The organism is Rhodococcoides corynebacterioides (genome assembly GCF_019834675.1).
In the GTDB taxonomy this organism is placed as follows: domain Bacteria; phylum Actinomycetota; class Actinomycetes; order Mycobacteriales; family Mycobacteriaceae; genus Rhodococcoides; species Rhodococcoides corynebacterioides_A.
This window is the reverse complement of the sequence record NZ_JABUBU010000001.1, coordinates 409,703-422,476: the sequence shown is the minus strand read 5'-3', so window position 1 is coordinate 422,476 and position 12,774 is coordinate 409,703. Positions and strand designations below refer to the sequence as shown.

Genomic DNA, 12,774 nt, shown 5'->3' with positions numbered 1-12,774 from the left:
CGAGCTCCGGTCTCAGCTCACCGAGCGGCGGCGGCGACTCCGGAAGGCGTCGATGCCGTTGCGCTCCACGGCGCCCACCATGGCCCGGATCCGCGAGTGGCGCGGATCCGGGTCCCGGCCGGCCCCCATGCGGTGCAACTGATCGGTGTGCCACTGCAGGTCCAACAAGCCGTCGACGGTGCGCACCGTGCGGTGGGTGGCGAGGGCGCGCGGCACGGGCACCGCCGTGTTCGCGCTGGTCAGTGACGACACCGTCCCGTCGAGCAGGCGTCGGGCGGCGTCGGGATGCGTGGCCGTCGGTCGGCCGAGACCGATGACGTCGCACGCACCCGAGGCGAGGGCCTCGTCCATCGCGGCGCGGGTACGGAACCCACCCGTCACCGCCAGCGGCACTGTGCCGGCCAGTTCGCGCACGGTGGCGGCGTAGTCGAGGAAATAGGCCTCGCGGGCCACCGTCGACGCGGCCGTTCCCTTGCCCACCATCGCGGGCGACTCGTAGCTTCCCCCGCTGATCTCGAGCAGATCCAGTCCCGTCGACGCGAGCATGGCGATCACCGCACGGGACTCGCCCTCCTCGAACCCTCCGCGCTGGAAGTCGGCCGAGTTGAGTTTCAGACCCACGGCGAAGGACGGACTCACCCGCTCCCGGATCCGCGCCACGACGTCGAGGACGAAGCGCGCGCGATTCTCGATCGACCCGCCCCACCGGTCGGTGCGGCGGTTGGTGTGCGGGGAGAGGAACTGGTTGACCAGGTATCCGTGTGCCGCGTGGATCTCGACGCCGTCGAAGCCGGCGCGCTCGGCGACCTCGGCCGTCGTCGCGAACCGCTCGACGATGTCGACGATCTCGTCGTCGGTCAACGCCCGCGGAGCCGGAACGCCCGGGATGTCGAGACCGACGGCCGACGGAGCCACGGTGCGACCCTCCGTCGTGACCGGATTGCCCTGTCGCCCCGGATGATTGATCTGCATCCACACCGGCGTGCCGTCGGCCTTCGCCGTGTCCGCCCACGAGCGCAGTGCGCCCAGGTGCCGATCGTCCTCGACGGCCACGTTGCCCGGTTCGCCGAGGTACCGCGCGTCCACCATGACGTTCCCGGTGAGGATCAGCCCAAAGCCGCCGGAACCCCAGCGTCGGTAGAGCCGCCGCAGCCGCTCGTCCGGCCCCCCGCGCTCGTCGGCGAGCGATTCGCTGAGCGCCGCCTTCATGGTGCGGTTCGGCAGGACCGCACCGCACGGGAGCGTCAGGGAGTCCCCGAGGGACGGGGCCTCGATGTCGGTGTCGGTGTCGGTGTCGGGCTCGGGGACGGGCACGGTCTCGGACACGGGCGACCTCTCTTCGACGGGGTGGGACGAGACGTGGTCAGTCGGGGGCCACGCCGTGGAGAACGATGTCGACGGCGGCGGCCACCACCTCGTCGGTCGGCGCCCGGCCGTGCATCAGCACGGGGCAGACCACGGCGCCGGAGAACATGGCGACGGCCGCGTCCAGCCGGGTGCCCTGCGCGGTGCGCCCGAGGACCTCGCGGACCACCGACTCGCCGTCGGCCACCAGGCGGGAGCGCACGCGGGCGATCTCGTCCTCTGCGGCGCCCCAGTGGGCGAGCGCGAGAAGGATCCGGTCGAGACGCAGGGCCAGCATGGCGTCGCGGAACACGGTCATCTCGCCGATCAGGTCGGCGCGCAGATCGCCGGTGGGTGTGTGGTGCGGCATCTCGCCGAGAACGTCGAGAGCGAGACCCAGGAGGTCCACGCGGGAGGGCCAGTGGGTGTAGAGGGTGGTCTTGGAGTAGCCGGCGACGCGCGCGACCGTCGCGTGGGTGACGGCGTCCCACCCCTCGGTGGTGAGCACCTCGAGGGCGGCGGCGGAGACGTCGGCGCGCGTGCGGGCCACGCGGGCGTCCTCGGAGGTTTGGTTTCGGCTCCGACCGTCGATGCTGTGGTCGTCAGGGGTCTCGCTCATGCCGTTCGTCACCTCCCTCACCCGGTCGCCTCGTGCGAGACGAAGGTACGCGAATCCCTGGCCGACGCCCGTTCCGCGTTCTCAGTTGAACGGCTGGTTCAGTACTGTACTGTGAGTTGCGATCGACCGACCGTGACTCGAACCGTATCCACCCCACCACGTTTCGCGGCGCACCGCCGCCGCCGCGCAGGTGTCCTCCGGGGACCGGCGCGTCACCGAAGGAAGGTCCTCGATGTCCGCCATTCTGTTCGGCTCCATCAGCACGCTCGCCGACACCTCCGAGCTGCAGCGCACGGCGTTCAACGACGCGTTCGCCGAGCACGGCCTGGACTGGTCCTGGTCGCGTGAGGACTACCGCTCCATGCTCGGATCCAACGGCGGCGCGCAGCGCATCGCCGACTACGCGCAGACCCGCGGCGAGGACGTCGACGCCGCCGCGGTCCACGCCACCAAGTCCGAGAAGTTCCGCTCCCTGCTGGCCGAGCGCGGCGCCACCGCCCGTCCCGGCGTCGCGGAGACCGTCGAGGCGGCGCGCGCCTCGGGCACCAAGCTCGGGTTCGTCACCACCACCTCGGCCGAGAACGTCGACGCCGTGCTGTCCGCCCTGGCCCCGACCGTGGCTCGCGAGCACTTCGACGTCGTACTCAGCGCCGACGACGCCCCGCAGGGCAAGCCGGACCCCGCGTCCTACCAGGTCGCGCTGGAGCGTCTGGGCGAGTCCGCCGACGCCTGCGTGGCCGTCGAGGACAACGAGGGCGGTGTCGCGGCCGCCACGGCCGCGGGCATCACCGTCGTCGCCTTCCCCAACGAGAACACCGCCGACGGCACCTTCACCTCGGCCACCGAGAAGGTCGAGTCCTTGGACCCCGCCCGTCTCGAATCCCTGACATCGGCGCGATCCTAGGAGAATCAGCAGTGAGCAACATGCAGGCACAGGTCACCTCGAGCGACCGCAGCTTCCACGTCGAGGGATACGAGAAGATCGAGTACGACCTCGTGTACGTCGACGGCGTCTTCGACACCGCGAACACCGAACTCGCGGACAGCTACCGGCCCTACGGCCGCGTGCTGATGGTCGTCGACGAGTCGGTACTCGAGCACTACGGCGAACGGATCCGCGCCTATTTCGACCACCACGGCATCGACCTCACCGTCGTCGAGGTGCACATCGCGGAGACGGCCAAGTCCCTCGAGACGTTCGAACGCATCGTCGGCGAGTTCGACTCGTTCGGCCTGGTCCGCACCGAGCCGGTCCTCGTCGTCGGCGGCGGCCTCACCACGGACGTCGCCGGGTTCGCCTGTGCCAGCTACCGCCGCAACACGCCGTACATCCGCATCCCCACCACACTGATCGGCCTGATCGACGCCTCGGTGTCCATCAAGGTCGCGGTGAACTACGGCAAGCACAAGAACCGTCTGGGCGCCTACCACGCGTCGCAGAAGGTGTTGCTGGACTTCGGCTTCCTGGCCACGCTGCCCGAGGATCAGGTGCGCAACGGCATGGCCGAACTCATCAAGATCTCCGTGGTGGGCAACCTCGAGATCTTCGAGATGCTCGAGCAGCACGGGCCCGAGTTGCTGCGCACCCGGTTCGGTCACGTCGACGGCACCCCCGAGCTGTTGGACGTCGCCCACCGCCTGACCTACCAGGCGATCGAGACGATGCTCGAGCTCGAGGCGCCCAACCTGCACGAGATCGATCTCGACCGCGTGATCGCCTTCGGCCACACCTGGAGCCCCACCCTGGAGTTGACGCCCCCGGCGCCGTTCTTCCACGGCCACGCGATCAACATCGACATGGCGCTCTCGACCACCATCGCCGAACAGCGCGGCCACATCACCGCGCAGGACCGTGACCGCGTCCTCGGCGTCATGAGCAGCATCGGACTCGCGCTCGATTCCGAGCACCTCACGCCCGAGCTGCTCACCGACGCCACCGCGTCGATCCTCAAGACGCGCGACGGCATCCTGCGTGCCGCGGTGCCGGCCCCCATCGGCACCTGCGCGTTCCTCAACGATCTGGGGACGGACGAGCTCGCCGACGCGCTGACCCTGCACAAGAAGCTGTGCCTCGAATTCGACCGAGACGGAGCCGGTGTCGACATGTACACCGCCGCCGAGGACGCCGTGGACCCCGCCGCGGGCACCGGCGCCCGGGGCTCGGTTCGGCGTTCGTGACCGACGCGCCCCGGCCCGTCACCCCCGTCTCCCTCGTCGCAGTCGAGCTCACCGACCTCTGTCGGACGCTCGACGACGCCGCGGTGGGGCCGGAGGTGGCGGGCCGCCTGCGTCGCGTCCGGGACCTCGCGGCGGGCCTCGACCCGTACCTCGACGCCATGACGACGGCGCCGTCGGCAGCCCTGGCCGACCTCGAGACCCGCACGCGCGGACACGTCTGGTCCGACGGCCCGCTCGAGCAGGAGATGCTGTCCGGGCACCTCGAAGGATGGTTCCTGCGCTTCCTCGTCGGCATGACCGGAGCGCAGGACGTACTCGAGATCGGCATGTTCACCGGGTACTCCGCGCTGGCCATGGCCGAGGAGATCCCCCGGGGCGGACGCGTCGTCGCCTGCGAGGTCGACGAGGACGTCGCCGCCTTCGCCCGCGACCGCTTCTCCGCCTCCCCGGTCGGGAACCGCATCGACGTCCGCGTGGGGCCGGCCGCGGACACGCTGGCCCGCGCCGCCCGCGCCGGCGAATCGTTCGACCTGGTGTTCGTCGACGCCGACAAGCCCGGTTACGCGCAGTACCTGGACCTGCTGCTCACCACCGACCTCCTGCGGCCGGGCGGGCTGGTCGTCGTCGACAACACCCTGATGCAGGGTGAGCCGTACTGCGGCGCCACCACCCCGAACGGTCGCGCCATCGCCTCGTTCAACCAGGCCGTCGCGGCCGATCCGCGCCTCGAGCAGGTCCTGATCCCGCTACGTGACGGGGTGACCCTGATCCGCCGCGCCCGCGTGAGAGACGAGCCGTCGTGACCGGCGCGGCCCGCACGGCATCCACTGGCGCGGCCCGCACCGTCGCGGTCCTCGCGGCCCTCACCCTCACCGCCCCCCTCGACCTGATGATCGTCGCCGGCGCTCGAGTCTTCGGTCGACGCACTCCGCCGGCGCCGTCGTCGCCGCAGGTGGCTCGCACTGTCCTGGTCAACGGCGGGAAGATGACCAAGTCACTGCAGCTGGCCCGCTCGTTCCACGCCGCGGGGCACCGGGTGGTCCTGGTGGAGTCCGCGAAGTACCGCTGGACGGCGCACCGTTTCTCCCGCGCGGTCGACGCGTTCCACGTCGTCCCGGAGGCGTCGGACCCCGGCTACGTCGACGCGCTCGTCCGGGTGGCCCGCGCGGAGAACGTCGACGTCTTCGTCCCCGTCTCCTCCCCCGCGTCGTCCGTGCCGGACGCCGAGGCCGGGGTCGCGATGGGACCGTCCGTCGACGTGGTCCACGCCGACCCCGAGACCATCCGCCGAGTCGACGACAAGAACCGATTCGCCGACGCCGCAAGAGAATTCGGGGTACGGGTGCCGCAGTCGCACCGCATCACCGACCCCGAGCAGATCGCCGACATCGACCTCCCGCCGGGAACGAGCTTCGTGCTCAAGCGGATCGCCTACAACCCGGTCGGGCGGATGGATCTGACGCCGCTGCGGCGCGAGACCCCGGAAGCCAACCTGACGTTCGCGCGCTCGCTGGGCATCGCCGAGGACGATCCGTGGATCCTGCAGGAATTCGTCACCGGCCGTGAGTACTGCACGCACGGCACCGTGCGGAACGGATCGCTGCAGGTGTACGGGTGCTGCGAGTCGTCGGCGTTCCAGATCAACTACGCCATGGTCGACAAGCCGGACATCCTGGCGTGGGTGGAGCGCTTCGTCGCCGAACTCGGTGCCACGGGCCAGTTCTCGTTCGACTTCATCGAGAACGGCGACGGCGAGGTGTTCGCCATCGAGTGCAATCCGCGCACGCACTCCGCCATCACCATGTTCCACGATCATCCGGACGTCGCGGCGGCGTACCTGGGGTCCGAACGCGCGGTGATCACGCCGTTGCCCTCGGCCCGCCCCACGTACTGGCTCTACCACGAGGTGTGGCGGCTGCTCACCGAGCCGGGTCGACCGGCCCGGCTCCGCACCATCGCGCGCGGACGCGACGCGGTGCTGACCGGGTGGGATCCGTGGCCGTGGTTCCTACTGCACCACCTGCACGTGCCGTCCCTGCTGCTCGCCAACCTCCGCTCCGGACGCGGCTGGAGCCGAATCGATTTCAACATCGGCAAGCTGGTCGAGCAGGGCGGTGACTGACGTGAACGCACCCCAGCAGGGCCGCACCACGGTGCTGCACCTCGTCGGCTCCGCCGTCGACACCTTCCATGCCGACCTCTCGCGGGTGTACGCCGCCGACGCGCTGCGCACGCTCGACGATCCCGCGCGATTCCGCGCGATCGTCGCGTCCGTCGATCCCGACCGCACGTGGCGCTTCGCCGAGACCATGGAGGGACTGGGGGCCGCGGCACCGCTCTCGTTGTCCGACGCCGTCGCGCACATCGGGACGCTGGGCGTCGACGTGATCCTCCCCCAGATGTTCTGCCTACCGGGCATGACGACCTACCGCTCGCTCGCCGATCTGCTGGGAATCCCGTTGCTGGGCAACGACGCCACCCTGATGGCGCTCACCGCCGACAAGGCCCGCACCCGCGCCGTCGTTGCGGACGCGGGCGTTCCCGTGCCCGCCGGACGAATCGTCCACGCCGACCGGCCGGGTGCGCGCCCGACTCCGCCGCTGCCCGCCGTGGTGAAACCGTCCGATTCCGACAACTCCGTCGGGGTCACCCTCGTGCGCACGCCGGAGGAGTTCGACGCCGCGGTCACCGAGGCCTCGCGGTACTCGTCGCAGGTCCTGGTCGAGGACTACGTGGAGTTGGGACGCGAAGTACGTTGTGGCGTCGTGGTGGTGGACGGCGAGCCGGTCTGCCTGCCGCTCGAGGAATACGCCGTCCACCGGGACACCGCGCCCATCCGCACCCGCGAGGACAAGCTCCGGCGATCCGACGACGGCGAGCTCTACCTCGCGGCGAAGACCGCCGACCGGGCCTGGATCGTGCCCACCGACGATCCCGTGACGGCCCGCGTGCACGAGCTCGCGCTCCGGGCCCACGCGGCCCTCGGCTGTCGGTACTACAGCCTGTTCGACTTCCGCATCGACCCCGAGGGCAACCCCTGGTTCCTCGAGGCGGGCCTGTACTGCTCGTACGCGCGCGGCAGCGTGGTGGTCACCATGGCCGCGGCCGCCGGCATCGACGCCCCCACCCTCTTCGACCACGGGCTGCGAGAACTGGAGCGCCGCACCGGCTCCCGCGTCGCCCGTCCGTCCGAGAACGCCGACCGCTCCGAGAGAGGAACACCGTCATGAAGGCCACCGCACTCGACCCCGTGGGGGTGGACGTCAGCGACGCCCGCATCCAGGACCTCACCGACTACCGGATCGACGAGGTCCGTCACCTCGCGGCCGAACACGGCGTGGTGGTGTTCCGCGATCAGGAAATCGACGACAGCGACTTCGAAGAGTTCCTCCGACGTCTCGGCGCGCCGGTGTTCACGCAGGGCGAGACGCCGGTGGACGGTCACCCGGATCTCAACGTCATCACCAACGCCGGCCGGACCACCGCCCCGACGTCGACTTTCCACGTCGACACCAGTTACGTCGCCGACCCGCCCGCGTACACGGCGCTGCGGGCGGTCACGGTGCCCGAGTCCGGCGGACAGACGCTGTTCAGCAATCAGTACCGAGCCTGGGACACCCTGCCGGAGGGCCTGCGTGCGGACCTGGCGACGCGAACGATGACGCACGTCGTCACCGGTCTCGACCTCCCGGACGACGCGGAGACGTCCGCCGAGCATCCCGTGGTGACGGTGCATCCGATCACGGGTCGGTCGTCGCTGTTCCTGTCCACGCCGAAGCGGTGCGCCGCGATCAGCGGGCTGTCGGCGGACGAGACCGCGGAAACCGTGGCGCGGCTCTACGAGCACTCGACGGCCGACGAGAACGTGCACCGTCATTCCTGGCGGCCCGGCGACGTCGTGCTGTGGGACAACCGGTGCGTCATGCACCGCGCGGACCACTCCGGTGTGGTCGGCGAGCGCACGATGCATCGGGGCATGGCCACCGACGGCCGCCTCACCGCAGCACCGCACGCCCCTCGCTGATCACCAGATCACGAAACGCGGCGGCCTGCGGCGGCAGGACGCGGTCGGACCAGACCATCCCGATCCGACGTTCGGCGTGGGCGTCCGACAACGGCAGATCGACGGTGTGCGCCTGCACCGGTTCCGACGGGCGAACCTCGGGCGGAAGCACACTGACGCCCAGGCCGGCACCGACCAGCCCCCGGACGGTGTGGATGTCCTGTCCCTGGAAGGCGATGGCGGGAGTACTCCCCGCAGCGCGCCACAGGAGTTCGTGCACGGATCGAATGCCGTATCCGTGGGCCATCGTGACCCACGGCTCGTCCGCGACGTCGGCCACGGCGCGCGGAACGTCGGGGCGATCGGCGAGGCGGTGCCCGGCGGGAACCGCCAGGACGAGACGTTCGGAGAACAGCTCCGTCGATCGGTCACGGTGCTCGTCGCCGAGCGCGACGAACGCGACGTCGCTCTCGCCTCGATCGAGTCGGGCCAGGCAACGATCACGGGCACCCTGGTCCAGCTCCACCGTGACACCCGAACGGTCCCGTCTGAACCGCTCGATGAGGCGGGGGACCACCCGCTCACCGAGGGTGTTCTGGAACGCGATGGCCACCCGCCCTCGCACACGCGCGTCCTCGTCGGCCATCGCGTCGAGGCCGGTCTCGATCTCGCGGACCGCGCGGGCAAGGTAGGGCACCAGCACGTGACCGGCAGGCGTCAGCGCGATGCCACGGCCGCGCCGTTCGACCAGGTCGACCCCCAGCGCGGAGCCGGCCCGCGCGAGGTGGCGGCTCACGGTGGGTTGCGGAATCCCGAGGAGGTGGGCGGCGTCGGTGACGTGTTCGGTCTCGGCGACGGCGAGCACCGTACGCACGAGCGGGAGGAGTGCATCGATCTCGGTCCTCATCGACCTCACCGTACGCGAACGAATGGGTTACCGATCATTCATGCATTGGACGTATGCGTTCGTGATGCCTACCGTCGAGTGACGTGACCGAACGGACGACGCTCCCCCCGACCGCGGCGGACCGGGACCAGGACCGAGACCAGGAGTGGGACGGGCACCCGCGGGGCTCGCGCGCCTACCGACGTCTCGTGGTCTCGCTGCTCGCGGCCGGTATCGCCACCTTCGCCCAGCTCTACTCGGTCCAGGGCATCCTGCCGCTGATCGCGTCCGATCTCGGCATCACCCCGTCGCAGTCGTCGCTGGCGGTCGGCTTCGCGACGGTCGGTGTCGCGGTCTCGGTGTTGCCCTGGTCGGTGGTCGCCGACCGCCTCGGCCGAGTCCGCGCGATGAGCCTGTCCGTCGTCGCCGCGACCGTACTCGGCCTGATCGTCCCCCTGTCCCCCTCGTTGCCGATGCTGCTCGGCGTCCGCTTCCTCGAGGGGATGGCTCTCGGCGGGCTGCCCGCCATCGCCATCGCCTACGTCTCGGAAGAAGTGCACCGCCGTCACACCGCGGTGGCCGCGGCCACCTACGTGTCCGGCACCACGATCGGGGGGCTGCTCGGCCGGGTGGTGGCCGCACCCATCGCCGAACACACCGACTGGCGTCTCGGCACTCTCACCGTCTCGGTCATGGCGGCGGCCGCGGCAGCGGCGTTCCTCGCGCTCGCGCCGCAACCGCGTCGGCCGCTTCCCGCCCGCGACGACGACACCCGACTGTGGGACAAGATCCGGGCCAACCTGGCCGACCGCGGCATGCTCGCGCTCTACGGGCAGGCGTTCCTGCTCATGGGCGGATTCGTCACCGTCTACAACTACCTCGGGTTCCGGCTCGAGGCGCCGCCGTTCGGACTTCCTCAGTCGGTCATCGGTCTGCTCTTCGTGGCCTACCTGTCCGGCACTGTGTCCTCGCGGGTCGCCGGGCAACTCGCCGGCCGCCTCGGGCGACGCGCGGTGCTCGCGGGATCCACGGCCGTCATGATCGCCGGTGTCGCCCTCACCGCGGCGTCCTCGCTCGCGGTGATCCTCACCGGGCTCGTCGTGTTCACCGTCGGCTTCTTCGCCGCACACGCCATCGCGTCGGGCTGGACGGGCCATCGCGCGACGGTGGGCCGCGCCCAGTCCGGATCGCTCTACAACCTCTTCTACTACGCCGGTTCGTCGGTGATCGGGTGGACCGGCGGTCTGGTGTTCCAGACCGCCGGCTGGACCCCGATGGCTCTGTACGTCGCCGCCCTCGCCGTGATCGCGGCGGGATGGGCGGCAGTGGCGCTGCGCGCCGATCACTCCTGAATCAGGACCGCCCGGGTTCGTCGCCCACCAGGTCGAGGGCCGCGCGCACCACGGAGTCGGTGTCGATGCCGTGCCAGCGGTAGACCTCGTCGAGCGAGCCGACCTGACCGAACCGGCTGACGCCCAACGAGATCGACTCGACGCGGTTGACGGTCGCGAGGAAGGCCAGCGTGTGCGGGTGCCCGTCGAGCACGGTCACCATCGGCACGGCGCGATCCGCCGGGAACACCCGATCGAGAATCCAGGACGATCCGTCCTGGACCCCTCGGCGGGCCTGCACCGCCTCGAACAGCAGGCCGGGGCTCGTGACGCAGACGACGTCGGCGTCGATGCCGAGGTCGGCCAAGCGATCCGCGGCCGCGAGCGTCTCGGTCATGAGGGCGCCCATGCCCACCAGGGTGACCGCCGGGCGCTCGGCTCGGCGCAACAGGTAGGCACCCGCCACGACGTGCCGACGTCGGCGCTCGCGGGCGGCCGGATCCGTCGGCACCGCGGCGAGCGACTGATCGACCGGACGGGTCGACAGACGGAGGTACGACGAGGTGCCGTCGGGACGGCCGAGCTGCGCCATCGAGGCGAGCAGCGTCCATTCCACGTCGACGGCGAAGGCCGGCTCCCAGGACACGCACCCGGGCTGCTCCAGGCCGACGGACGGAGTCGTGATCGACTGGTGCGCACCACCTTCGGCGGCGAGGGTGACACCGGACGGCGTGCCCACCAGAATCGACTGCCCACCGGCGTAGATGCCGTACGACCACGGTTCGAGAGCGCGCTCGACGAAGGGGTCGTACAGCACGCCGATGGGGAACAGCGGTTGCCCCCAACGGCTCCACGTCGCGCCGAGCTCGCCGATCAGTCCCACCAGGTTGGTCTCGGCGATGCCGAGTTCCATGTGCTGACCGGTCGGCTTCTCGCGCCAGTGCATGATCGTCTCGGGGTCGTCGGCGAACCAGTCCCGACGTTCCTGCGGGGACCAGACGCCCACCTTGTTCAGCCACCCCGCGAGGTTGGTGGTGCTGCTGACGTCGGGACTGACGGTCACCACGCGCGCGGCGGCGTCCGGCGCGGATCGGGTGAGGTCCAACAGCGTTCGGCCCAGTGCGGCCTGGGTCGTCGACGTCCCCGCCGGAGTGCGGCCGAAGTCCGCCGGCACGGTCGGCGGGGCCGCGGCCGACACCGGCGTCCGTCGCAGTCGACCGGCGGTGTCGGCACACAGCCGCCCGGCGCCGGAGTCGGCGTCGGGGCGCGTCCAGGGATTCTGCGGGTCCCGGCCGAGCTCCGCCGCGAGATCCTCGAACTGCTCGACGGTGAGCAGCGCCGAGTGGTTCTGCGGATGCCCCTCGGTCGGGAGGCGGTGGCCCTTGATGGTGTAGGCGATGATCACCGTCGGGCGGGTGTCGTCGATCGCGTCGAAGGCGTTCCGCAACGCGTCGAGATCGTGGCCACCGAGGTTGCGGAACGCCCGCACCAGCTCGGCGTCGTCCACGTCCGCGACCAGCGCCGAGATCGCCTCGCCGTCCGCGCCCTCGCCGGGCAGTCGGGAGCGCAGTTCGTCGGCGTCGCACCGCAGGAGACGCTGGTACTCGGGATTGGACATGCCGACGATGCGGCGGCGCAGGGCGTCGCCGCCGGGGCGGGTGAACAGCGCCTCGAGCAGCGCGCCGAACGCCACGGTGAGCACCTGCCACCCCGCGGCCCCGAACATCGCTTCCAGGCGCCCGGCGGCGATGTTGGGCACCACTCGGTCAAGCGACTGGCGGTTGAGGTCGACGATCCACACGATCTCGCCCAGCTCGGCCACGGCCGGGTCGAGAATGGCTTCCCAGACCGCGCCCTCGTCCAGTTCCGCGTCGCCGACCAGTGAGTACTGACGGCCGGTCGCGGGCACGTCGTGGCTCACGGTGTCCGGTCCGCCGAACGCGGTGTCGACGTAGCGCCGCGCCATGGCGCCCCAGATCGGTGCGGTGGCACCGATGCCGACCGAGCCCGTGGAGTAGTCCACCGGATCGGGGTCCTTCGCCCGGCTCGGGTAGGACTGCAGCCCGCCGAACTCGCGCAGCGTGGTCAGGTAGCGCTGGTCGAGCTCACCGAGCAGGTAGTTGATCGCGTGCAGGACGGGCGACGCGTGGGGCTTGACCGAGACGCGGTCCTCGGGGCGCAGTTGCTCGAACCACAGCTCGGTCATGATGGTCACCAACGACGCGCTGGACGCCTGGTGGCCGCCGACTTTCATGCCCGAGGGATTCGGACGAACCCGGTTGGCGTGGTGGATCATCGCGGTGGCGATCCACAGCACGGAGTCCTCGACGTCCCGCAGCACGTCGCGCTCGGGCGAGGCCACCCCCGGCCGCGCCCGCACCTCGATCGCGCTGCTCGCGTCCGTCGTGTCCAT

Annotated in this window: 11 protein-coding genes; 7 read left to right on the top strand and 4 right to left on the bottom strand. The window is 70.8% G+C overall.

Annotation, left to right across the window (positions count from 1 at the left end):
• Positions 1-12: 12 nt before the first annotated feature.
• Positions 13-1,326 (bottom strand): NADH:flavin oxidoreductase/NADH oxidase family protein, encoded by a 1,314-nt coding sequence (locus HQ603_RS01985; RefSeq protein WP_308126310.1) that lies wholly within the window; start codon positions 1,324-1,326, stop codon positions 13-15.
• Between the two features lie 37 nt (positions 1,327-1,363).
• Positions 1,364-1,963: a TetR/AcrR family transcriptional regulator gene (locus HQ603_RS01980; protein ID WP_222682681.1), complete on the bottom strand. Its 600-nt coding sequence runs from the start codon at positions 1,961-1,963 to the stop codon at positions 1,364-1,366.
• A gap of 232 nt (positions 1,964-2,195) precedes the next feature.
• On the opposite strand from HQ603_RS01980, the gene HQ603_RS01975 reads away from it, so the two are divergent.
• From HQ603_RS01975 to HQ603_RS01950, 6 genes are read left to right on the top strand one after another with little or no spacing between them, the layout of a single operon-like run.
• Positions 2,196-2,867, top strand: a complete 672-nt coding sequence (locus HQ603_RS01975) for an HAD-IA family hydrolase (RefSeq protein ID WP_222682680.1) — start codon at positions 2,196-2,198, stop codon at positions 2,865-2,867.
• Positions 2,868-2,887: 20 nt separating this feature from the next.
• A complete protein-coding gene (locus tag HQ603_RS01970; RefSeq protein WP_261773280.1) occupies positions 2,888-4,141 on the top strand; it encodes a sedoheptulose 7-phosphate cyclase in 1,254 nt (417 codons plus the stop codon).
• A complete protein-coding gene (locus HQ603_RS01965) occupies positions 4,138-4,944 on the top strand; it encodes an O-methyltransferase (RefSeq protein WP_222682678.1) in 807 nt (268 codons plus the stop codon). Before HQ603_RS01970 ends, HQ603_RS01965 begins: the two co-directional genes overlap by 4 nt.
• Complete coding sequence (locus HQ603_RS01960) at positions 4,941-6,263, top strand: ATP-grasp enzyme (RefSeq protein ID WP_222682677.1); 1,323 nt, start codon at positions 4,941-4,943, stop codon at positions 6,261-6,263. Before HQ603_RS01965 ends, HQ603_RS01960 begins: the two co-directional genes overlap by 4 nt.
• A 1-nt stretch (position 6,264) precedes the next feature.
• Positions 6,265-7,371: a D-alanine--D-alanine ligase family protein gene (locus tag HQ603_RS01955; RefSeq protein ID WP_222682676.1), complete on the top strand. Its 1,107-nt coding sequence runs from the start codon at positions 6,265-6,267 to the stop codon at positions 7,369-7,371.
• Entirely contained in the window at positions 7,368-8,165 is a 798-nt protein-coding gene (locus HQ603_RS01950) for a TauD/TfdA dioxygenase family protein (protein ID WP_222682675.1), read from the top strand. The genes HQ603_RS01955 and HQ603_RS01950 overlap by 4 nt, the downstream gene beginning before the upstream one ends.
• Here HQ603_RS01950 and HQ603_RS01945 read toward each other — a convergent pair.
• Positions 8,137-9,051 (bottom strand): LysR family transcriptional regulator, encoded by a 915-nt coding sequence (locus HQ603_RS01945; RefSeq protein WP_222682674.1) that lies wholly within the window; start codon positions 9,049-9,051, stop codon positions 8,137-8,139. The two genes, HQ603_RS01950 and HQ603_RS01945, sit on opposite strands and share 29 nt — an antisense overlap.
• Positions 9,052-9,134: 83 nt before the next feature.
• Between HQ603_RS01945 and HQ603_RS01940 the strand changes: the two genes are divergently transcribed.
• Positions 9,135-10,382 carry an MFS transporter gene (locus tag HQ603_RS01940; protein ID WP_371830950.1) on the top strand — a complete coding sequence of 416 codons (1,248 nt, stop codon included), beginning with the start codon at positions 9,135-9,137 and terminating at the stop codon, positions 10,380-10,382.
• 1 nt (position 10,383) lies between these two features.
• Here HQ603_RS01940 and HQ603_RS01935 read toward each other — a convergent pair whose 3' ends face one another.
• Positions 10,384-12,774 carry a transketolase-like TK C-terminal-containing protein gene (locus HQ603_RS01935; RefSeq protein ID WP_261773275.1) on the bottom strand — a complete coding sequence of 797 codons (2,391 nt, stop codon included), beginning with the start codon at positions 12,772-12,774 and terminating at the stop codon, positions 10,384-10,386.